Raw genomic sequence first — 20,235 nt, forward strand, 5'->3', positions numbered from 1 at the left:
GCCGGATCCTGTGCGCCCTGTGCTGCAAGCGGGCCGCTCCCTGTATGACGCGGCAGATCCGTTCGGCTCGATTTCGGGTCTGACTCTCCTTTTTCCGGAAAGGTCAGACCGTGTAGAGGGCCGGACGGGCCGACATTTCGATCGGCTCGATCCGACCGCTTTCCTGCGCCTTCACGCAGGCATCGGCGGCCACCGAAGCACAATAACCGTCCCATGACGTTGCGCCGTTGAGCTTGCCTGCCTTCACGCCATTGATGAAATCCTGAAGCTCGACGTCATAGGCTGCGATGAAACGCTCCTTCCAGTCCGTCATGATTTCAGTGGAAAGCGCGGCAGATTTGCGTAATTCGACGGCGGGCGGCATGGGCAGGCTTGCCTCGCCCAGTTCACCGACCACTGCGCATTTGATGTCATAGCCGTACTGACAGTTCACGAATATTTCGACATCGATACGGATGCCTTTTTTCGTCTCGAGCAGCACGATCTGCGGATCGCGCATATGCTCCATGGCCATACCGCTGCGCCGTGGGAAAATGACCTGCGCGCTGACATAGTCATCGCCCAGCATCCAGCGGAATACATCGAGCTCGTGCACCAGCGTATCGGTGATGCCCATATCGGTCTTGTAATTGGCCCCCACGCGCTGATTGCGATGGGCAGCATGAATCATCAGCACTTCGCCGATCTCACCCTTGTCGATCAGGGCCTTGAGGGCGCGATACCCTGCATCATAGGGGCGCATGAACCCGACCTGCACAAGGCGCTTGCCATGGGCGGCCTCGGCCTCGACGATCTTCAGACAATCTGCGGCTGTCGTTGCCAGCGGCTTTTCACAGAAAACATATTTGCCGTGTCTGATCGCCTCGAGCACATAGCGCGCATGCGTACCACCCCAGGAGGTGACAATCACCGCCTCGACCTCGGGGAGGGCAATCAGGGACTCCCCATCTTCGGGCACTTTCGCACCGGGCGCGTATTGATCGGCCACTTGCCGGGCGCGATCCAGATTCACGTCGGTCACGGCCACGATCTGCGCGCCCGAGAGGGCCTGCATACAGCGGCGAATATGGTCTTCACCGATGGCACCCGTGCCGATAACACCAATCTTGAGGGTCATGTCAGCGCACTCCGCTTTTCCGGATCAGTAGGGAAGATGGGCCTGGTCGGGATCCATGGAGAATTTCCATGCCCGGCGCGGACCCGCCATAACGTTGAGATAATAAAGATCAAACCCGTGTGGCGCGCCGACAGGGTGATAGCCCTTGGGCACCAGCACCACGTCGCGATCGGCCACGGCCATGGCCTCATCGAGCGACCCTTCCTTGGTGTAGACCCGCTGAAGCGCGAACCCGCTGCCGCGTTTCAGGCGGTGGTAATAGGTCTCTTCCAGATAGGTCTCGTTCGGAAAATCATCCGTGTCGTGCTTGTGCGGCGGATAGCTGGACCAGTGGCCGCCGGGCGTAATCACCTCGACCACCAGAAGCGTTTCGGCCTCTGCCGTATCGGGCAGGATATTGCGCACAAAGCGCTGATTCGTACCCGTGCCGCGCGTCAGTTCCCCTACATCCTCGGGGCGGATCACGCGGGCGGGGTATTTTCCTTTTGCAGGTGAGGCGCAAACGGCAAGTTCCACCGCGGTTTCGGCCTCGACGCGCCATTCTGCACCGGAGGGCAGATAGACCGACCAGGGCGCGCCGCTGAAAGGGTCCATGCGCTCGCCCAGAACACCGAAATCCTCTCCGGCGCCGATGATACGCGCCTTGCCGCTGACAAGCACAAGGCAGACCTCATTCGGCCCGGTACGATCGGATATCCGTTCTCCTGCCTCGAGCGCTCGCACATTGAAACCGATATAGCCCCAGCCCGCGCTCTCCGGCGTGACGGAGACGGTACATTTCGAGTCATCGCGCTGATGCGAATGAACCAGAAGCTTCGAACTCATGACACGGCCCCTTTGATATGGCCGGTCGCAATCAGCGTATCCACCAGATAATTGCGGCCCATACGGGCATAGACGAGCGGATTGGCGAGTTCGGGATCCTGCTCGGCTTCCAGCACGATCCAGCCGGCATAATCCGGCAATTCGCGCATCACCCGGGCATAATCGATGCAGCCATCGCCGGGCACGGTGAAAACGCCCGACAAGACGCTGCGCAGGAAGCTCCAGTCATAAACGTCGGCCTGGGCGCGCTTGAAAGGACGGATATCCTTGCCATGAACATGGCGAATACGCTCACGATAGGAGCGCGCCAGTTCAGCAGGGTCCGAGCCGCCCCAGAGCGCATGGCCGGTATCGAGCAGCAGCTTCACCGAGGGGCCTGTCAGATCCATGAAACGCGCAATATCCTCACGCGACTGTACGACCGTGCCCATGTGATGGTGGTAAACGAGGTCGATGCCGTGATCGGCCAGGAAGCCCGCAACCACTGTCATGCGCTTGGCAAATTCAGTCCATTCGCTGGCCTGAAGATAGGGACGCGCCGATAGCGGTGTGTCGATCTGCCCGTGAATGGCATTCGAGGTTTCGGCGGCGATGCAGACCTTGCATCCCATGCCCTTGAGCAGTTCGAGACGAGGCTTGAGTGCAGCAATTTCCTCATCCGCACTGCGGGTGAGCAATTCGGTGGACCACCACCCGGAGATGAATTCCATTCCGAACGGCTCAAGCGCGGCCTTCATCCCGGACACGGTCCGGGGGAATTTATGCCCCAGCTCCATGCCCTGAATACCGGCCTTCTTAGCCTGGGCAAGGCACATTTCGAGCGTGGTGGTTGCCCCCACCGACTGCATGTCGTCATTCGACCAGATGATGGGGTTGGCGCCGATCTTGATGGTCATGTCTGCCTCCTGAAACAGGGGAATTCGCCAGATTGTTCTAGTTGCCGATGCGCTGCGTGCCGCGCTGGCGCTCATAGCCTTCGCGTGCTGTCGTAACCTGGGCGCGCTCCGAAACCTCCGGTACGGCCACATCCCACCAGGCGCCACCATCGGTCGTGGTGGGAGCGGGATCGGTATCGATCACGATGACCGTGGTGCGGTCGGCAGAGCGGGCACGTTCGACTGCCTCCGTCAGGGAGGGGAGATCAGGCACTTTTTCGGCATGCGCGCCCAGCCCATGGGCCAGTTGCACGAAATCGATCTTGAAGGGACGAACCTGGCGGCAATCTTCCCAGAGATTATTGAACGGCGCGCCACCACATTCCTGCTGCAGGCGGTTGATGCAGCCATAGCCGTGATTGTCGAGAAGCACGACGATCAGCTTCCGGTCGAGCAATACGGAGGTGGCGATCTCGGTATTGAGCATGAGCCAGGACCCGTCGCCCAGCATCACGATCACCTCGCGATCGGGGCAGGCCATCTTGACGCCCAGCGCACCCGCCAACTCGTAGCCCATGCAGGAAAAACCGTATTCCATATGGTAGCCGCCCGGCTGCTCGGCCTGCCAATGCTTCTGGAGTTCGGCAGGCAGACCGCCCGCCGCACAGACCACCGTATCGGTGGGCCGCCCTGTGCGCTGTACGGCCCCGATAACCTGTGCATCGGTCGGCAGTCCCGTCTGGCTGCCATCGGGCAGCGCCTGATAACGGGCTGAGATCTCCATCCAGTGGCGATAGGCACGTTCGGCCTTGCCGGTCCAGCTGCTCTCGGCCTTCCAGCCTGTCAGGCCGGCTTCGAGCGCAGAAAGGGACTTGCCTGCGTCGCCCACCACGGCAAGGGCCTGATGCTTGGTCGCATCGAAGGGCTGCACGTTAAGCGAGACGATCTTCATGTCAGGATTGGAGAACAGCCCCCAAGACCCGGTCGTGAAATCGGCCAGGCGCGTGCCCACCGCAATCACCAGATCGGCCTCAGCCGCCATCTCATTGGCCGCCGAGCTGCCACTGACGCCAATCCCGCCCATATTCAGGCTGTTTGAGGTCGGCAGGGAGGAGCGCCCGGCCTGCGTCTCGCCTACCGGGATACCCTTGGCCGCACAAAAAGCCGCAAGCTGCTTTTCGATCCCGGCATAGAGCACCCCGCCCCCGGCAATGACCATCGGCTTGCGCGACTGGCTGATAAGGGCAATCGCCTCTTCCAGCTCACGTTCATCGGCACCCGGGCGACGAACGCGATGGATACGCTCGGCGAACAAGCTCTCGGGGTAATCGAAGGCCTCGGCCTGCACGTCCTGACACAGCGATAAGGTGACAGGGCCGCATTCGGCCGGGTCGGTCAGAACCGCCATGGCGCGCTGGAAGGCCGGAATGATCTGCTCCGGCCGGGTGATCCGATCGAAATAGCGCGAGACCGAGCGGAACGCATCGCTCGCACTCACCGTGCCATCGCCGAAGTCCTCGACCTGTTGCAGCACGGGATCGGGGATACGATTGGCGAACACATCACCCGGCAGAAGCAGAACCGGCAGGCGGTTGACATGCGCAACGGCAGCGCCTGTCACCATGTTCAGCGCGCCCGGTCCGATCGAACTCGTGCAGGCCATCACCTGACGGCGGCGCGATGCCTTGGCAAAGGCTGTCGCCGCATGAACCATGCCCTGCTCGTTATGCCCGCGCAGGGTTGGCAGAGTATCGCGTGCGCCGTGCAGGGCCTCGCCGATACCCGCCACATTACCATGGCCGAAAATAGCCCAGACCCCCGCAAAGAAGGGCTCGATACGCCCCTCGATCTCGGTCTTCTGCGCGATCATGGCCCGTATAAGAGCCTGGCTCATGGTCAGACGAATGGTTTTCATATCCGTATACTCTTCCCTGACGTCACACGCTGGCCCCGGAGAGCACCGCCTGATCGCGGGACTCCCAGGCATTTACGAAGGCTTGGAACCGGCGGGCCATCTCGGCCACGGCTTGCTCGTCGCTGGTCTTGCCGGCCAGCCAGTCCCGTGCGGGCTGGGCAAAGATCGTGCGACCAATGGCGAAGCCCTTGACCCAGGGTGTGGCTGCCGAGGCCCTGAAAGCCTCCATCAGCTCTTCCGCCGGGGCATCGAGCCCCAAAATCACGACCCCACGGCAATGCGGGTCCCGTGCCTCGATGACGGCGCCGATCTTTTCCCAGGCCTTGGGGTCGCGCTGGCCCTCGAGCTTCCACCAATCTGGACGCAGCCCGACATCGTAGAGACGCGAGAGAATGGACGAGACGGTCTCGGAGGTCAGGGTGCCGTTCTTGCCCGCGATAATCTCGATCAGAATTTCCTTGCCGAGCTTGCGGCAGGCATCCTGCGCGCGGACCAGTTCACGCTCCTGACGCTGCTTGAGCTCCTCGGAATCATCGGGATGGTAGAAGCACAGGCATTTGATGACCTGTTCGCTGGGCCATTCCACCAGATGCGCGCCAAGGGAGCCACCACATTCGAAATCGAGCGGGCGCGACCCCGTCTTCTCGATCGGACGGGCGGTCCAGAGCCCGGCATGGGACGCTTCGAACAAGGCATCCTGACCGTAGCGCCCATCCATGAACACGCCAAAACCCGGGCGTCCCTGCGCCACGGATTTCGCGGCTGCAACTGCCAGCGTCTTGAATTTCGGGATACGGTCGAAAGAAGCGCCGACGGCCGTTGCAATTTCCTCGAGCTGGAGACGGTGATCGCAGGCGAGCGCCATGATGGGCGTGGTCTGTGCGCGACGTGTCGTGACCCAGTGAAGATGGTTGATGGCCTCGTCACGGCGGAGGGCGCGATGGGTGCTACCCTTTTGGAGGAAATAGCTCAGCTCTTCCCAGGTCGGGATTTCAGACGAGCAGAGAAGACGCGACACCGCAAAAGCACCGCAGGCATTGGCGAAGCGGCAGCATTCGACAATCTTCTCGCCGCGCACCCAGCCCCGCAGGAAGCCGGACATGAAAGCATCGCCCGCGCCCAGCGTGTTATAGACCTCGACCGGAAAACCGGGGCCAGAAATACCGTCTTCCAGCGATTGCGGAATAGGCCCTTCGAACACGACACAGCCCATGGGGCCGCGCTTGCAGACGATGGTCCCATCCGAGACAGCCCTGATGGCGCGGATAGCCTCAAGCGTGTCCTCGCTCCCACCCGCTATATGCAGTTCTTCTTCCGTACCCACGATCAGGTCGCAATGAGGCAGGATCGTCATGAGATGACGGGTGACGTTATCGGATTTCACATAGCGTGATTCCCCGTCCCCGATACCGGCAAGCCCCCAGAGATTGGGGCGATAATCCACATCGAACACGACCTTGCCGCCATGCTCATGCACGAGATCCATTGCCTTGCGCTGTGCCCTGGCCGAGGCCGGGCGCGAGAAATGCGTGCCGGTTACGACGACCGCTCTGGTGCGCGCAATCAGTGCCGGGTCGATATCATCCTCGTCTAGGGCGGCATCGGCACAATCGGTGCGATAGAACAGGAGCGGGAAATTCTCCCGATCGCGTACGCCGAGAATGGCGAGCGCCGTAAAGCGATCGGGATCGACGCGCACGCCATCGGTACAAACCCCTTCACGCTGCAACTGCTCGGTGATGAAGCGGCCGAAATGCTCGTGACCCACCCGGGTGATGATCCCGGATTTCAGACCGAGGCGTGAGGTGCCGATGGCGATATTGGCGGGACATCCGCCCACGGCCTTGCTGAAACTCGCCATGTCTTCCAGACGGCCGCCAATCTGTTGTCCGTACAGATCGACCGAAGAACGTCCTATTGCGATGATATCGAGATCCTGTCCGCGCATCCCCGACTCCTGCAGCATGTTACGTTGCCCATGATAAGAACATACATTCTGTTCTTGGTCACGTCATAGAACGTACATTCCCTAATATTCTTTAATTTCGCACGGGGATGTGATTAAGCTTCGGGTGACCCGCCCTTGCGGCTCGGGCCTCTTCGCGGAGACGCCCCGCTTTGGTATGGAATATTCATTCCCTTTCTGGATTGCGCTGCCTTGACCGAGTTTCCCGAAGACGCCTCGCCCCCCCAAACGGATTTCGATGCGTTTCACCAGCGTCTGCGCGGCTGCTATGCCGATTTGCCCAAGCGCCTGGTTCAGCTTGCCGATTTTGTAACGGCCTCGCCTGATGAGGTGGCGCTCGGAACCGTGAGCTCTTTGGCCGGACAAGCCGGAGTGCAGCCTTCGACGGTGGTGCGTTTCGCGCGCACGCTTGGGTTTGCGGGTTTTTCGGACATGCAGGCAGTGTTCCGGGACAGGCTGCGTGTACGCAATGTCGCCTATCGCGATCGGGTCAACGCGCTGCATCGTGTGGATGGGGAGCCGCTCGAAGCATCGGTTATTTTCAACGGTTTCTATGAGGCTGCTCTGGACTCCCTGCGCGCCCTGCAGGCGCATCTTCTACCCGATAGGCTGGAAGCGGCGGTCACGACACTGGCCCAGGCGCAATGCCTCTATCTGCTGGGGCTACGCCGCTCCATGCCGGTCATACGGTATCTGTCCTACCTTCTGGCGAAGCTCGATATACGCCATCAGATCATCGGGCTGGAAACCGGAATGGAAGAGGAAAGCTTTGCCCATGCCGGAGCGCAGGATGCGGCACTCGTGCTGAGCTATACGGCCTACGCCCCCCGGACGATCGAACTGTTTCAGGCGCTCGAAGCGCGCCACGTGCCAGTTATCAGCATGACAGACAATGCAGCGAGCCCTGTCATCCCGCAATCGGGGCTGTGGCTCGAAGTGCATGAGGCGGATTTTCAGGGTTTCCGATCCAATGCCGCCTCGATGGTGCTCGTCTCGACCCTGGCCGCCGCCATCGCGGAGAGGCGGGGCTGAAACGCCCCCTGCTGCCCATCCCGTGGTGGGAGAACCGCACGCGGATTGTTCGGGTGGCCTCTCACATGGGTGGCTTTATCCCGCCTTCGCCCACGACAATGCGCATGGCCTCAATCTCGTTTTCCCCCTTTGCGTTGCCTGAAACCGGGCCGAACGCCACGACCTTTGCACCGGGGGTGAGGAGAGACTTGTCACCCGGTTCGAGCATGACCACCGGTATTGTCGTGGGCAACGTCACACTCTGCGAACCGCCCTTATAGGTGACCGTGATCTGACGGTCCCTCCCCATGCCGTTCCCTGGCCCCATGGCGCCGACCACGCCATTGGTCATCGACCCGGCCGGTCTGGCCGGCGCCACCGTCCCGTTGGTCATGGAAGTGACTGCGCCGTTGGTCATCGAACCCGCTTTTCCCAAATCCCAGGGATAATTGCCTTCCCCCATGCCCCTCATGGAATTGGGGAAGATCGTGACCTCCAGAGCGCGGAGACGGCCGTCGCCTGAGGGAACGGCCGCCGTGCCGATGAAGCTGTCAGGGTGGATATCGTCCAGATGCGCCGGTTTGACTCCCGCATAGCCGGTTGTGGCGGTGAGATGCGCGGTGACAGGTCCCATGAAGGTGCTGATGACCGCCTCGTTTCCACTGACTGAGGTGATGACGCCACGGATACGCTGGGGGGCGCCTGCCAGAGCAATACCGGGGAGAGACAGGAGAGTGATGGCAAGGCAGGAGCCCAGGGCCAGTATACGCATGATGTTTGTTTCCTCTCAGGCCGCCACCAGGAGGGCGCGTCCCTGCACGGCTCTTCGACGCCGGAGCGCAAAGGGTTACAGCGTGCCCGAGTAAAAACGCTCGCCCGCTCGTTGGGGCCACCCGGTCACTGGGCAAGCCTGTTGTGCCATGGTCCTTTGCGCTCTGGACGTGTCGCCTTACGAAGCCCGGCTGATGGTCGAGAGGGTCTTGTCATTCGGCGAGATAGCAAGTGGCGGAAAAGCGCCATAGGCGTCGATCTGGCTGAAATAATAGGACGTCACGACGTCTATACCGACATTGCGCACCATACGGTCCAGACCGAGTTGCTGATATTCCTGTGCGCGTAATGGCAGGCAGCATTCCAGAAGACGGCGCGCGCCTTTGGGTGAAATGGCGTAGGCGCAAAGCCCGAACCCCTGCAACAGCCGGAAGAAACTTGCGTGGCGGTCCTGCAAGGGGAAGAAAGCGGCGTTTTTCTGCATGCGCTTTTCATCCAGCGTCACGACGCTTCTGGTGACGCCAGGGAGCGCATCCAGCGTGATGGGCGCGTTGAAATTATAGCCCAGCAGCGCGATGTCCCAATCCGGGGGCAAGGTCGCGATCAGCCTCGCGCTCTCTGTCTCGAAATTCTGGCAGAGCAAGGCGTCATCTTCGAAAATCATCAAGGGCTCGCCCTGCTGTACCGCCCGGCTCCACAGGCCAAGATGAGACAGGGCCGCCCCGATGGCGCCCGGCGTATAGACCAGCCCCGGATCGGCCATGCCGCGCTCAACGAGGCTCGCCAGCGGAACGCTTGCGCCCTCCGTACCCTCCACGCGCTTGATCGACGCAATATGGGCATTGCTGGCCATGAATGCGCTCAGACGCGCCGTATCGCAGGCCCTGTTGATGACCAGTTTACGCATGATCTCCCCCCCTCCTGTTCGGCGAGATGGCTTATCACATCCGGGCTTTTCTACTGCAAAACAGGCCGTGAGGGCGAAGCGCAGCGTTTCAGTAACCGCGCCGATGGTCGAAAAGAAGCGCAGGCATCTCGCCGCGTTCAAGCTGGGCGATACTCTGGGCCAGATAGCGCACCTGAGCCTCTCTTGACGCTTCAGAGGCGACATGGGGCGTGAGCGTGATGGCAGGATGATCCCAGAGAGGCGAGACTGGTGAGAGCGGTTCCTGCGCAACGACATCGAGCACGGCCCCGGCGAGATGTCCCGCCTCCAGCAGAGCCAGAAGATCGGCCTCGACCAGATGATCGCCGCGCCCGACATTGATAAGCCCCGCTCCGCGCTTGAGCAGAGACAGGCTTCCGCGGTTCAGGATCTGGCGGGTCTGGGGCGTGCTTGGCAGCAGATTGACCAGTAGATCGGTGCCAGCCAGAGCGGAAGCAAACCCCTCCTCACCGCCGAGGAGCCGAACCTCGCCATCGCGGGTCTCACCCGAAGCGCGACGCCAGGCCGTAACCTGAAACCCTGCCCGCGCCAGTCTTTGCGCCACGACCGAGCCGATCTGCCCATAGCCCAGCACTGTCACATGCGTGCTGGCAGAGGTGCGCGAGACTAGGTTGCGCGCCCAGACATGACGCTCCTGCTGCAATGCCCAGGTGCGTGCATCGCGCAGAAGGGTCATGCAGGCCCAGAGCACGTAATCGGCCATGAGCGTTCCGGTATCGCCGCCACCCATACGCACCAGAGGCACATGGTGGGGAAAATCGGGACTGCTCACCAGATGGTTCACGCCAGCGCCAGTGCAGAGAATGCCCCGCATGTGATGCATGGCCCGCAGATCATGATCATCGGCTTCCCAGACCAGCGCATATTGCGCCTCTTCTCGCGGGGTCTGGGTATCGAACCAGGAGACGACGTCGATTTCCGGGGCATGCTGCGCGAAGGAATCGCGCCACCCCGCATAAGCCTCGGGTCCATCCGCACTGATTATCAACCTTGGGGCCATGATCTGTCTCTCCTGTTCCCGGAATCGCACCGGGTTTCCGGCCCGGAGACCTTGTGGCGGATCAGGCCAGACTGGCACGTCTGAGCGGCATCGTCATGCAATGAATGCTGCCGCCGCCCTGGGAAAACTGGTCGAGTTCGGGCTCATAAACCGTCAGCCCATGATCGCGCAGCAGCGCGTTGACCCGGCGCGAATGACGGGGGCTGACCACGCGGCCGTCACCCAGAGCCAGAACGTTGCAGGCCATATCCCGCATGGCTTCCTTGTAGCTTACCGGCAAGATCCGGATGCCCTGCGCCTCGAACCAGGCCAGGTCTTCATCCTCGAGCACATCGGTCACGCCAATCGCCAGCCCTTCGGACACCATGGTGAAGATCACATCCAGATGCAGGAAATGCTCGGGGAAATGGATCATGCGGCAGGTCCATCCCGCCGCTTCGAAAGGCTTCAGGAATTCCTGTGCGCCCGTCACGTCGGTGCGTCCCCCGCTCACGCCGACCACGACCAGGCCCGGGCGGATGATATGGATATCCCCACCCTCGACATAGCCTTGGGTGCAACGACCGATGATTTCATCCTCGCCGTAAAATGCCTCGATCCCCTCGCTTTCAGGCTGGCGCTCGGGGCGCATCAGGCGGGTGACCACCGTGCCCCATGGCGTGGTCTGGGAGGAATCGCGGGTATAGACCTGATAGATCTGCCCTTCCCTAGGCGTCAGGAAGTGACAATGGACGCCTGCCTCCTTCAGCACGGCCACAAGACCATCGAATTGGGCGCGCAGCTTTGCCGGGTCGGGGCGTGCGCCACTGGCAAGGCTGCGTATGGCGATATCGTTGCTGGGGTTCCAGCTATAGAAATCGGGTGGGCAGAGCAGCACATCCGTCAGCGTTCCGGTTTCACTATCGACAAACCAGCGATTGGCGGTCATGCGCGGCTCCCCTTGATCTATCAGGCAGGAATGAAAGGCCTCGAACGGGCTGAAAGAACGCTAGGGGGCCGCACGCCATTGCTCAATCATAATGAGATGGAGTTTGGTTTGGCGTTTCATAAATTAAAAGACGCGACAAACCCCGTCATACTGCTCGAAGAAACCGTCATCCCACAGCATGGGCAATCGAAAAGGGCAGGTTGATCACGATGACAGGGGGGATATCATATCATGCTGTCTGAATCAGGATTCCTGCCCTTGTCCCGTGCGCGTACGCCCAACCAGCCTCGACGCCTCCCCCGTGCCAGCGGATTTCAGGGCCGCATTGCGGAGGTCGATCTGCGGTTGCTGCGGGTCTTTGCCTGCGTGGCGCAACATGGCGGGTTTGCCGCGGCCGAGCTTGCGCTGGGCAAGAGCAAATCCTCCATCAGCATCGATATTGCCGCGCTCGAAAACCGCCTCAGCATGGTGCTTTGCCATCGCGGTCGGGCAGGATTTGCGCTCACGAGCGAGGGGGAAGGCGTGCTCGATGCCACGACGCGTCTGTTCAACGATCTCGATCTGTTTCAGCAGCGAATCAATGACGTGAGCGGCACGCTGTCAGGCCGTTTCTGCCTCTATCTGCCCGATAACATCCAGTTCCATGGGGAGACGGCGCTTTTGCGCGCCATACAGATCTTTACCAGCCGTTATCCGGCGGTCGAACTGGATGTGCGCTCCGCCTCGACACGCGATGTCGAGTTCGCCGTTCGCAACGGCACGGCAACCGCAGGGATCACGCTCTACCCCCATCAGCAGCCGGAAATGGAAGCGACCGCGTTGTTCAGCGAGCGGTCCAATCTCTATTGCGGCCCACGTCATCCGCTTTTCGAAGTGCCGGAAGAGGCTATCGATATCGCGGCTCTGGCGCAGGCACGCATGATCAGCGTGAGCGATGCCGCTTCGTCCCCGCGCTGGGACGAATTACGCCCCGCCATGAATTTCGCCGCGAAAGCCGAGAACATCGATTCCCGCGCGCTGCTGATCCTGTCAGGCATGTATGTCGGGTTCCTGCCTGAGCTGTTCGTCACCCAGATGGTCCAGCAGGACCGGTTGCGTCATATCCGTTTCAATGACCTGCATCTGGTCAATCACTTCTATTTCCTGATACGCCCCACGCCGGAAAACGGTCTCATGGCCGAAACATTCCGCTCCATTCTCGAAGAGACATGCTGATGCGGCTTCTGACCTGCCTGCTCCTCTGCCTCGCAGCTCTTCTGTCGAGCGCGTCTGTCAGGGCGCAGGAGCGCCCCTCCTTCATCGAGAACAACACGCTGAGTGTGTGCACCAACCCGACCCTGCCGCCCATGACCTTTGTCAATGGGGCGGATCTCTCGGCGATTGACGGGTTCGATATCGCACTGGCCAGGGAGCTCGGTGCGCTGTGGCATGTGCCGGTCACCTTCAAGACCATGGATTTTACGGGGCTGTTCCCGAGTCTGGCCGCCGGGCGGTGCAGCTTGGTCATCAGCGGGGTGCTGAAGCAGGCGGCACGCGAGCATCTTTTCGACGCCGTTGCCTATCTCGACACCTCACCGGTTATCGTGGCCCCGAGCCAGATTGCGCCGGTTACGAGTTTCGAGGCTCTGGCCGGCCAGAGCCTCGCCGTCGAATCCGGGACCAGCTATGCGGCCCGTATCGAGGAGATCAACCGGACCCTGATCTCGCGCGGCAAGCCCCCCATCGCCTTGCAGCAATATCCGAGCGAGGATCAGGTGGTGCAGCAGGTGCTTGTCGGGCGCTCGCAGAATTTCCTCAGTCAGGATGTCGAGCTTTTCTATCGTCAGGCCCAGCTTGGCGGGAAGCTCCACGTGATCTTCAGTCCCAGCCTGCCGGGCTATTCCGAGTTCGCGCTCTATCTGCGCCGCTCCGGTCAGGACAAGGCGCTTCTGGCCGCTGCCATCGACACGCTGAAGAGACAAGGCAAAATCACGGCCCTCGAGAAGAAATGGAATGTGGGTAAAGCCGCGCGCGCCGCCCTCGGCGTGACGAGCGAAAGGCCGCGTTTCAATACCGCCACTTTCTTTTCGGCGCTGTTTTCCATGGCATTTCTCAAAGGCGCCGTGATGACACTGGTCATTGCGTTGGCCTCCCATGCCGCCGCCATCGTGATTTCCATTCCCATCGCGCTCAAGCTCAACGCGCCGCGCTCCCTCTGGCATCCCTTCCTGCGCGCCTATGTCGCCGTATTCCGGGGCGCGCCGACCCTGCTGCAATTACTGTTCATCTGGAATGCCCTGCCGCAATTCTTTCCCATATTTCGTGAAGGATGGTTCTCGCCGTTTCTTGCCACCTGGATCTGCCTGTCGATCAATGAATCGGCCTATCAGGTCGAGATCAACCGTGCCGCGTTGAGCGCCATCGACCCCGGGCAACTGGCAGGCGGGCAGGCTTTGGGCATGAGTCCGTCGCAAATCTACCGCCATGTGATCTTTCCGCAGGCATTGCGCGTGGCCCTGCCGCCCACCATCAACGAGTTCATCTCCCTGCTCAAGACCACCTCGCTGGCCTCGGTCATCTCCCTGCAGGAACTGCTTTTCATTACCCAGGTCCAGGTGGCGCGCAGCTTCGAGTTCACCGAGTATTACGCGGCGGCACTGGTCTATTATCTGGCTATGGTCTTCGCCTTCCTGCATCTGCAAAAACGCATCGAGACCCGCTTCGTCTGGGCCAGTCGCGCCAGTGCCGGAGGAAAGACAGGACCGCGTATCGAGAGCCCAACAGACGGAACGGAGGCGTCGCGCCATGCTGCATAATCTGCCTCCCGATCCGGATTGCGCGCTCAGCCTGCGCAAGCTCAGCAAATTCTATGGCGAGTTTCTGGCTCTGGACCGGATCAGCCTCGATATCGCCCATGGGGAGAAGATCGTCGTGCTTGGCCCTTCGGGCTCGGGAAAATCGACCTTCATCCGCACGCTCAACCGGATCGAGCCGCATGATAGCGGTGTGCTGATGATCGATGGCGAGGTGATTGACGACAAGACCAGCCTGCCTTTGCTGCGCGGGGCGGTGGGCATGGTATTCCAGAACTACAATCTGTTCCCGCATCTGACCGTGCTGGAAAACTGCATTCTGGCCCCGCGTCTAGTGCGCAAGGCCCATCGCGATGCGACCGAAAGCCTCGCGCGTGCCTATCTGGATCAGGTCGGTATCGGCGAACAGGCCGATAAATACCCGATCCAGCTTTCAGGCGGTCAGCAGCAACGCGTCGCCATTGCACGCGCCTTGTGCATGGCCCCCGATATCATCCTCTTCGACGAGCCCACCGCTGCTCTGGATCCCGAGGCCATCAAGGGTGTGATCGGGATCATCGATAGTCTGGCCGAGCGCCGGATCACCACCATCTGTGTCACCCATGAGATGGGCTTTGCCCGTCACATCGCCGATCGCGTCGTCTTCATGGACAAGGGCGTCGTACTCGAAGCCTCGCCGCCCGAGCAATTCTTCACGGCTCCGCAAAGCGCGCGTGCACGCCAGTTTCTGGACCAGATGATCCATCACGCCTGAACCAAGGCACGAGATTCAGGCTTCCTCCTCTCCGCCCCAGGAGAACGGGAGAGCTCGTGCGCTCTTGCGTCAAATTTCAAGGAAGGCGCGAAATGGGTAATGATCTGACAAAGTGAGGTTTGGTTTTTTCCAATCGACCATGATGTCGTTTCGCCTCTTCAATGACAGGGAAGCCACTGACGGGAGTCCTTTTCATGATGACGCGCCTGCCCAAAGGATTTCGCCGCCTGACCAGCACGGCGCTTTCGCTCTCCGCCGGAATCGTGCTGGTTGGCTCGGGATTGAACGCGCCCTGTATGGGCGGTGTGGCCCATGCAGCCACCGCGCCAAGTGTCGCGGCCCAGAAGAATGCCACTCATCGCGCGGTGTCGTCCCGGGTCGGTCAGGCGTCGCGCAGTGGCATTCGTTCACGGCGTCATGCAGCGCCCCATTCCGACCCGGAGGCCATTCAGGTCACGGGCTCGCGGGCGCAGCGCTTCCTGACCACGGCCGCGACGGTCAATGTGCTGAGTGGCCGCGAATTGCAGGAACTGCACATCACCAGCCCCAAGGATATTGCCGCCTATACGCCCGGCCTTACCGCGGTGAATGCCACTTCGGGCAGCACGCCTGTCTTCTCGATCCGCGGGATCGGGCTGGACGATTATACCGGCAATAATATGGGCGGGATCGGCATCTATCAGGACGGCGTCTTTGCCCCCTATCCTGTATTCTATACGGGGCAGATGTTCGACACCCAGTCCGTCGCCGTCGAGAAGGGGCCGCAGGGTTTCGATTACGGGCGCAGTTCCACGGGCGGGAACATTGCGGTCGAGACGGTCAAGCCCGATGGCAAATTCGGCGGCTATGTGGATTGGGGCTATAGCAGCTATGGTACCAACACGGCGAGTGCAGCGGTCAATGTGCCAATTACCGACCGTATCCAGAACCGCACCGCCTTTTCCTATATCAATGGCGATGGCTGGCAGCGCGATATCCACACGAACAAACGCTATGGCTCGCAGGATCAGCTCGGCTTGCGCAATCTCACGCGCTTTCTGATTGATGACCGTTCTAGCCTGCTGCTGAACATCCATTACACGCGCGACAAGGGTATTTCGATGTCGCCGCAGGATACGGATGGCGATGCGGTCAACGGCTTTCCGACCGGAACGGTGGGTGTGGGGCCGAACGCCGCCTATAACGCGGTCAATGTGGGCACGAACCGTGTGGGCCGCAACGAGAATGGCGGCGGCGTCTCGATCAATTACACGCATGATTTCAACTGGGGGCAGTTTGTTTCGACCACTGCGTTCGACGCCTTCCGTCGCAGCGATTATGATAATTACGATGGTGAATCAATCAACGTCGGTGATTATCATTGGAACGACACGTCCCTCGCCCAGTCCCATGACATGCATCTCAGGATGGATCTGGCAAAGCGCTTCCACCTGACGGTGGGCGTCTACGAATCCTGGGATAAGATCAACGGGGCCTATACGAGTTACCGCTCCTTTCTGCTCGGCGTGCCCAACGGCAATCTGACGGATCGCTTCGTACAGCAGAATGTCTCGTCCGGGCTCTATATCAACACGGTCACCAATGTGCTGCGGAACCTCGATTTCATCGCCTCGGGCCGTTTCTCCTGGGATGATCGTGGCTTCAATGGCGGCACGATCGACGATGCTGGTGCGCTGACGACCAAGGGTGCCTATCTGTCACGCCTCGACACCACCCATTCCTATGCCCGCCTGACAGGGCGCGTGGGGCTCCGTTACACCATCGTGCCCGGCACACAGGTCTATGCCACCATTTCCAACGGCTACAAGGCGGGCGCCTATTTTGCGGCCCCTGTTTCAGCCCCTCAGGCGCTCGATTACGTGCGTCCTGAGAACATGATCGCTTATGAAATCGGCGCCAAGACCAGCCTGATGCACAACCATGTGCAGATCGAAGGCGCACTGTTCGATTACGAATATCACAACCGCCAGACGCTGTTCGTGGCTGAAATGCCCATGAACATCACCTCGCTCAGCCTTGGGCCGATCCCCCGTGCCCGTACCCGTGGCGGTGAATTGTCGAGCACGCTGTATGATCTGATCCCGAATCTCGATCTGCGTGGCTCTTTCGCCTATCTCGATGCGCAGGCGACCAATGCGGTCAATGATATTGGCGGTCTGCCGCTGCTTTCCTCCGTTACCGCTCATTCGGTGCTGCCTTTTGCCCCGCGCTTCTCCTGGAATGCCGTGGCACGCTATGGCATCGACCTGCCGCGCGCCTATCGTATGACGCTCCAGACCAGCTACACCTGGAAGGACAATATGCTCGTGGCTCTGGGCGACCCCAATGGCGTGACCGACAAGATCAGCTCTTTCGGGATGCGGATGGAAGTGGGGCCGAAAACCGGCAAATGGACGGCTGCCGTGTATGTCGACAACATGCTCAACAAGCACGGCAACACCTATTCCTTCACCGGGTCGGATAATTCCCGCGTGCAGTTCCTTCAGACGCCACGCTGGATCGGCTGCGATCTGCGCTATAATTTCTGATCCGACACGAGCATGACGGGAGACGACACGCCGATGCGCCTCGACAGCTTCCTGACACTCTGGGGCGATCTCCGCCCCTGGGATACCGTCATCGCCGATGCCCATCGTCGAGGCTATGACGGTATCGAGGCGCGTATCCCGGAACCGGAAAACCTCTCAGCCCGTTGCATGGCACTGCGCGACGCAGAATGCCCCTATATCGCCATTGCCCTGACCGGGGGCGGAGTCATACCCCGCCAGAGCGCGACGCTGGACGATCATCTGGCCGATCTGGATGATGCTCTTGGGCGCGCCGCGCTCCTCTCCCCCCGCTTCGTGAACGTGCTGGGCGGCAATGATCGCTGGAATACTGCGCTCCAGGCCGAATTCATCGGTCGTGCCCTGCAGCTGGGACAGAAGCACGGGCTGACGCTCAGCTTCGAGACCCATCGTGCCCGGCTCTGCGCCACGCCCTGGATGACGCTCGATGTTCTCGCGCAGATACCTGAGGCGCTTTTTACCGCCGATATCAGCCATTGGGTGGTGGGCTGCGAAAGACTGCTCGATGACCCCTGCGATGATTTCAGCGCTTTTATCGCGCGCGTGCATCACGTTCAGGCGCGCGTGGGCTACGATCAGGGACCGCAGGTTTCGCATCCCGCGGCACCTGAAAATCGCGCCGCACTCGATTTTCACCGCGATTTCTGGTGCCGGATCTGGGTGTCACAGCGCGCTCGCGGCTACGATGTCACGACGCTGACACCGGAATGTGGCCCCGATGGCTACACCCATACCTTGCCCTTCACCGATCTGCCCCTTGCCGACCGCCACGCCATGAATGACTGGCTCAGGCAGGATCAGGTCAGATCCTTCGCGGGGTGCTTCCCCGCTTCAGCAGGAGAGTCCTGACATGACAGAAGAGACGTTCACGTCCATTCCGGTGATCGATATTGCCGGGCTGTATTCGGCAGACAAGACCGATCGTCAGAAAGTGGCGGCGGCGCTGCACGAGGCGGCCAGCAGGATCGGGTTCTTCTATATTGCCGGTCATCGCGTCGCGCCCAAACTCATCACCGATCTGCGCCAGGCCGCGAAGGATTTCTTCTCCCAGCCTCTGGAGGAGAAAATGAAGCGCTATATCGGGAGTTCCGCCTCTCATAAGGGCTTCGTTCCGGAAGGGGAGGAAATCTACAACAAATCCCGACCCGACCATAAGGAAGCCTTCGATATCGGCTTCGAGGTTCCTGCCGATCACCCTCTGGTCCAGTCCGGAACGCCGCTTCTCGGTCCGAATGACTGGCCTGAAATCCCGCTGTTCCGCGAACGGGCAAGCGCCTATTACAAGGCCGTTTTCGAGCTGGGGCGCGCGTTGTTTCGTGGTTTCGCCCTCGCACTGGGGCTCGATGAACATAGTTTCGACGATGTAGCGCAGTTCCCTCCCTCGAAACTGCGCATGATCCATTATCCCTTCGATGGCGAGGCCCATGACGCACCGGGCATTGGCGCGCATACGGATTATGAGTGCTTTACCATTCTGCTGGCCGACCAGCCGGGTCTGGAGGTGCTGAACGGCAAGGGTGAGTGGATCGACGCACCGCCCATTCCGGGGAGTTTCGTGGTCAATATCGGCGATATGCTCGAAATGATGACGGCGGGTACCTTTGTCGCCACCGCCCATCGTGTACGCAGCGTGAAGGAGGAACGCTATTCCTTCCCGCTCTTCTATGCCTGCGATTATCATCACGAGATACGTCCCCTCCCCGCTTTCGAGAAGGGCGACACCGCCTATGAGGCTGTGAAGATCGGCGATCACATGTGGGCGCAGGCCATGCAGACCTATTCCTATCTCATCGCCAAACGCGAGCGCGGCGAGATCAGCTTGCCCGAGGGAACGCGACGCACCAACACGTTCGGGCATTTCAGCAAGACGGGAGTGACCGCATGACCACCCGGACCGAGAGGGAACTGCGCGAGGAACTGGCTGCCGCCTATCGGCTCTACGCGCAGTTCGGCCTGACCGACATGGTCTACACCCATCTCTCCGTGCGTCTGCCCGGAGAGGGGCATCGCTTTCTGGTCAATCCCTACGGGCTGCTTTTCGAGGAGATTACGGCAAGCTCGCTTGTGGTGGTGGATTCAGAAGGGCACCCCCAGCAGGAGACGAGCTGGCCGGTCAATCCGGCAGGATTTGTGATCCATTCTGCCGTCCATCGCGCCCATCCCGAGGCCGACTGCGTGATGCACAGCCATACTCTGGCGGGCATGGCCATTGCGGCGCAGGAAGACGGAATCCTGCCCCTGAACCAGATCAATATGGAGTTCTACGGGCGCATCGGGTTTCACCCCTATGAGGGCATTGCGGCAGACGACAATCTGAGTGAGCGCGAGCGACTGGTGCGCGATCTGGGCGACCATATGGGACTGATCCTGCAAAATCACGGCCTGCTGACCATTGGCAGCACCGTGGCTCAGGCCTTTTATCGCATGTATTATCTGGAACAGGCCTGCCGCGTGCAGCTCGCCGCACAATCGACCGGGGCCAAGCTGCACTGTCCGAGCGAAGCCGAGGTATTGCGCGCGCGCCAGCAATTCGAGACAGACCCCGATCAGGGCCAGATGATCTGGAAAGCCCTGCGCCGCAAGCTGGATCGCGAACAGCCGGATTACAGGGACTGAGCTACGCCACTCTGAAGCGCTGCGCACCCATGCCTCTCGTGTAGATCCCGATCGGACGATGTCGTTCAATCGGGTCAAGAAGCGCGCATAAACAGGGCTATAAAGCGTTTTCCATGCATCAGGGTGCCGGGAAAACGCTTTCGTCCGTCCTC

General features: G+C 60.7%; 17 protein-coding genes. 8 read left to right on the forward strand and 9 right to left on the reverse strand.

The genetic code is table 11. The features are described 5' to 3' along the window. Window positions 1–103: 103 nt before the first annotated feature. From AA0535_RS05005 to AA0535_RS05025, 5 genes are read right to left on the reverse strand one after another with little or no spacing between them, the layout of a single operon-like run. Window positions 104–1,117, reverse strand: coding sequence for a Gfo/Idh/MocA family protein (locus AA0535_RS05005; RefSeq protein WP_264814811.1), 1,014 nt, complete (start codon window positions 1,115–1,117; stop codon window positions 104–106). A 24-nt stretch (window positions 1,118–1,141) separates the two neighbouring features. Next, window positions 1,142–1,942 (reverse strand): 5-deoxy-glucuronate isomerase, encoded by an 801-nt coding sequence (gene iolB, locus AA0535_RS05010; protein ID WP_264814812.1) that lies wholly within the window; start codon window positions 1,940–1,942, stop codon window positions 1,142–1,144. Next, the gene (gene iolE / locus AA0535_RS05015) at window positions 1,939–2,838 is read right to left on the reverse strand and encodes a myo-inosose-2 dehydratase (protein WP_264814813.1); all 900 of its coding nucleotides are present in this window, start codon (window positions 2,836–2,838) and stop codon (window positions 1,939–1,941) included. The genes iolB and iolE overlap by 4 nt, the downstream gene beginning before the upstream one ends. Before the next feature lie 37 nt (window positions 2,839–2,875). Continuing rightward, a complete protein-coding gene (gene iolD / locus AA0535_RS05020; protein ID WP_264814814.1) occupies window positions 2,876–4,732 on the reverse strand; it encodes a 3D-(3,5/4)-trihydroxycyclohexane-1,2-dione acylhydrolase (decyclizing) in 1,857 nt (618 codons plus the stop codon). A 22-nt stretch (window positions 4,733–4,754) separates the two neighbouring features. Continuing rightward, window positions 4,755–6,680, reverse strand: coding sequence for a bifunctional 5-dehydro-2-deoxygluconokinase/5-dehydro-2-deoxyphosphogluconate aldolase (locus AA0535_RS05025; RefSeq protein ID WP_264814815.1), 1,926 nt, complete (start codon window positions 6,678–6,680; stop codon window positions 4,755–4,757). 210 nt (window positions 6,681–6,890) lie between these two features. Between AA0535_RS05025 and AA0535_RS05030 the strand changes: the two genes are divergently transcribed. Beyond that, window positions 6,891–7,730, forward strand: a complete 840-nt coding sequence (locus AA0535_RS05030) for a MurR/RpiR family transcriptional regulator (protein ID WP_264814816.1) — start codon at window positions 6,891–6,893, stop codon at window positions 7,728–7,730. A gap of 61 nt (window positions 7,731–7,791) precedes the next feature. Here AA0535_RS05030 and AA0535_RS05035 read toward each other — a convergent pair whose 3' ends face one another. The 4 genes from AA0535_RS05035 to AA0535_RS05050 all read right to left on the reverse strand — a co-directional run bounded on the left by AA0535_RS05035 (window position 7,792) and on the right by AA0535_RS05050 (window position 11,354). Continuing rightward, window positions 7,792–8,481: a hypothetical protein gene (locus AA0535_RS05035; RefSeq protein ID WP_264814817.1), complete on the reverse strand. Its 690-nt coding sequence runs from the start codon at window positions 8,479–8,481 to the stop codon at window positions 7,792–7,794. Between the two features lie 177 nt (window positions 8,482–8,658). After that, window positions 8,659–9,387 carry a glycosyltransferase family 25 protein gene (locus AA0535_RS05040; protein ID WP_264814818.1) on the reverse strand — a complete coding sequence of 243 codons (729 nt, stop codon included), beginning with the start codon at window positions 9,385–9,387 and terminating at the stop codon, window positions 8,659–8,661. Between the two features lie 88 nt (window positions 9,388–9,475). After that, complete coding sequence (locus AA0535_RS05045) at window positions 9,476–10,426, reverse strand: 2-hydroxyacid dehydrogenase (RefSeq protein WP_264814819.1); 951 nt, start codon at window positions 10,424–10,426, stop codon at window positions 9,476–9,478. A gap of 61 nt (window positions 10,427–10,487) precedes the next feature. Further along, window positions 10,488–11,354, reverse strand: coding sequence for a dimethylarginine dimethylaminohydrolase family protein (locus AA0535_RS05050; RefSeq protein WP_264814821.1), 867 nt, complete (start codon window positions 11,352–11,354; stop codon window positions 10,488–10,490). A 231-nt stretch (window positions 11,355–11,585) separates the two neighbouring features. Here AA0535_RS05050 and AA0535_RS05055 point away from each other — a divergent pair, with 231 nt between their 5' ends. The 7 genes from AA0535_RS05055 (at window position 11,586) to AA0535_RS05085 (ending at window position 20,083) form a co-directional block, all read left to right on the forward strand. After that, window positions 11,586–12,569, forward strand: a complete 984-nt coding sequence (locus AA0535_RS05055; protein WP_264814822.1) for a LysR family transcriptional regulator — start codon at window positions 11,586–11,588, stop codon at window positions 12,567–12,569. Next, on the forward strand, window positions 12,563–14,149 hold the full coding sequence (locus tag AA0535_RS05060; protein WP_264814823.1) for an ABC transporter substrate-binding protein/permease: 1,587 nt from the start codon (window positions 12,563–12,565) through the stop codon (window positions 14,147–14,149). Before AA0535_RS05055 ends, AA0535_RS05060 begins: the two co-directional genes overlap by 7 nt. Then, complete coding sequence (locus tag AA0535_RS05065; protein WP_264814824.1) at window positions 14,139–14,900, forward strand: amino acid ABC transporter ATP-binding protein; 762 nt, start codon at window positions 14,139–14,141, stop codon at window positions 14,898–14,900. The genes AA0535_RS05060 and AA0535_RS05065 overlap by 11 nt, the downstream gene beginning before the upstream one ends. 296 nt (window positions 14,901–15,196) lie before the next feature. Next, the gene (locus tag AA0535_RS05070) at window positions 15,197–17,428 is read left to right on the forward strand and encodes a TonB-dependent receptor (RefSeq protein WP_373319280.1); all 2,232 of its coding nucleotides are present in this window, start codon (window positions 15,197–15,199) and stop codon (window positions 17,426–17,428) included. A 12-nt stretch (window positions 17,429–17,440) separates the two neighbouring features. Continuing rightward, window positions 17,441–18,316: a sugar phosphate isomerase/epimerase family protein gene (locus AA0535_RS05075; RefSeq protein WP_264814826.1), complete on the forward strand. Its 876-nt coding sequence runs from the start codon at window positions 17,441–17,443 to the stop codon at window positions 18,314–18,316. Between the two features lies 1 nt (window position 18,317). Next, complete coding sequence (locus AA0535_RS05080; RefSeq protein WP_264814828.1) at window positions 18,318–19,352, forward strand: isopenicillin N synthase family dioxygenase; 1,035 nt, start codon at window positions 18,318–18,320, stop codon at window positions 19,350–19,352. Further along, on the forward strand, window positions 19,349–20,083 hold the full coding sequence (locus tag AA0535_RS05085; RefSeq protein ID WP_264814829.1) for a class II aldolase/adducin family protein: 735 nt from the start codon (window positions 19,349–19,351) through the stop codon (window positions 20,081–20,083). The genes AA0535_RS05080 and AA0535_RS05085 overlap by 4 nt, the downstream gene beginning before the upstream one ends. The last annotated feature ends 152 nt before the right edge of the window (window positions 20,084–20,235 follow it).

It is taken from the genome of Asaia krungthepensis NRIC 0535 (assembly GCF_025995175.1).
Classification (GTDB): Bacteria; Pseudomonadota; Alphaproteobacteria; order Acetobacterales; family Acetobacteraceae; genus Asaia; species Asaia krungthepensis.

Excerpts from the sequence above, each read along its gene's own strand:
- iolE (WP_264814813.1), bottom strand. The coding sequence starts at position 2,838 with ATGACCATCAAGATCGGCGCCAACCCCATCATCTGGTCGAATGACGAC.
- AA0535_RS05065 (WP_264814824.1), top strand. The coding sequence starts at position 14,139 with ATGCTGCATAATCTGCCTCCCGATCCGGATTGCGCGCTCAGCCTGCGC.
- AA0535_RS05050 (WP_264814821.1), bottom strand. The coding sequence starts at position 11,354 with ATGACCGCCAATCGCTGGTTTGTCGATAGTGAAACCGGAACGCTGACG.
- AA0535_RS05055 (WP_264814822.1), top strand. The coding sequence starts at position 11,586 with ATGCTGTCTGAATCAGGATTCCTGCCCTTGTCCCGTGCGCGTACGCCC.
- AA0535_RS05070 (WP_373319280.1), top strand. The coding sequence starts at position 15,197 with ATGGGCGGTGTGGCCCATGCAGCCACCGCGCCAAGTGTCGCGGCCCAG.
- iolD (WP_264814814.1), bottom strand. The coding sequence starts at position 4,732 with ATGAAAACCATTCGTCTGACCATGAGCCAGGCTCTTATACGGGCCATG.
- AA0535_RS05025 (WP_264814815.1), bottom strand. The coding sequence starts at position 6,680 with ATGCGCGGACAGGATCTCGATATCATCGCAATAGGACGTTCTTCGGTC.
- AA0535_RS05005 (WP_264814811.1), bottom strand. The coding sequence starts at position 1,117 with ATGACCCTCAAGATTGGTGTTATCGGCACGGGTGCCATCGGTGAAGAC.
- AA0535_RS05040 (WP_264814818.1), bottom strand. The coding sequence starts at position 9,387 with ATGCGTAAACTGGTCATCAACAGGGCCTGCGATACGGCGCGTCTGAGC.
- AA0535_RS05045 (WP_264814819.1), bottom strand. The coding sequence starts at position 10,426 with ATGGCCCCAAGGTTGATAATCAGTGCGGATGGACCCGAGGCTTATGCG.
- AA0535_RS05085 (WP_264814829.1), top strand. The coding sequence starts at position 19,349 with ATGACCACCCGGACCGAGAGGGAACTGCGCGAGGAACTGGCTGCCGCC.
- AA0535_RS05060 (WP_264814823.1), top strand. The coding sequence starts at position 12,563 with ATGCTGATGCGGCTTCTGACCTGCCTGCTCCTCTGCCTCGCAGCTCTT.
- AA0535_RS05080 (WP_264814828.1), top strand. The coding sequence starts at position 18,318 with ATGACAGAAGAGACGTTCACGTCCATTCCGGTGATCGATATTGCCGGG.
- iolB (WP_264814812.1), bottom strand. The coding sequence starts at position 1,942 with ATGAGTTCGAAGCTTCTGGTTCATTCGCATCAGCGCGATGACTCGAAA.
- AA0535_RS05035 (WP_264814817.1), bottom strand. The coding sequence starts at position 8,481 with ATGCGTATACTGGCCCTGGGCTCCTGCCTTGCCATCACTCTCCTGTCT.
- AA0535_RS05075 (WP_264814826.1), top strand. The coding sequence starts at position 17,441 with ATGACGGGAGACGACACGCCGATGCGCCTCGACAGCTTCCTGACACTC.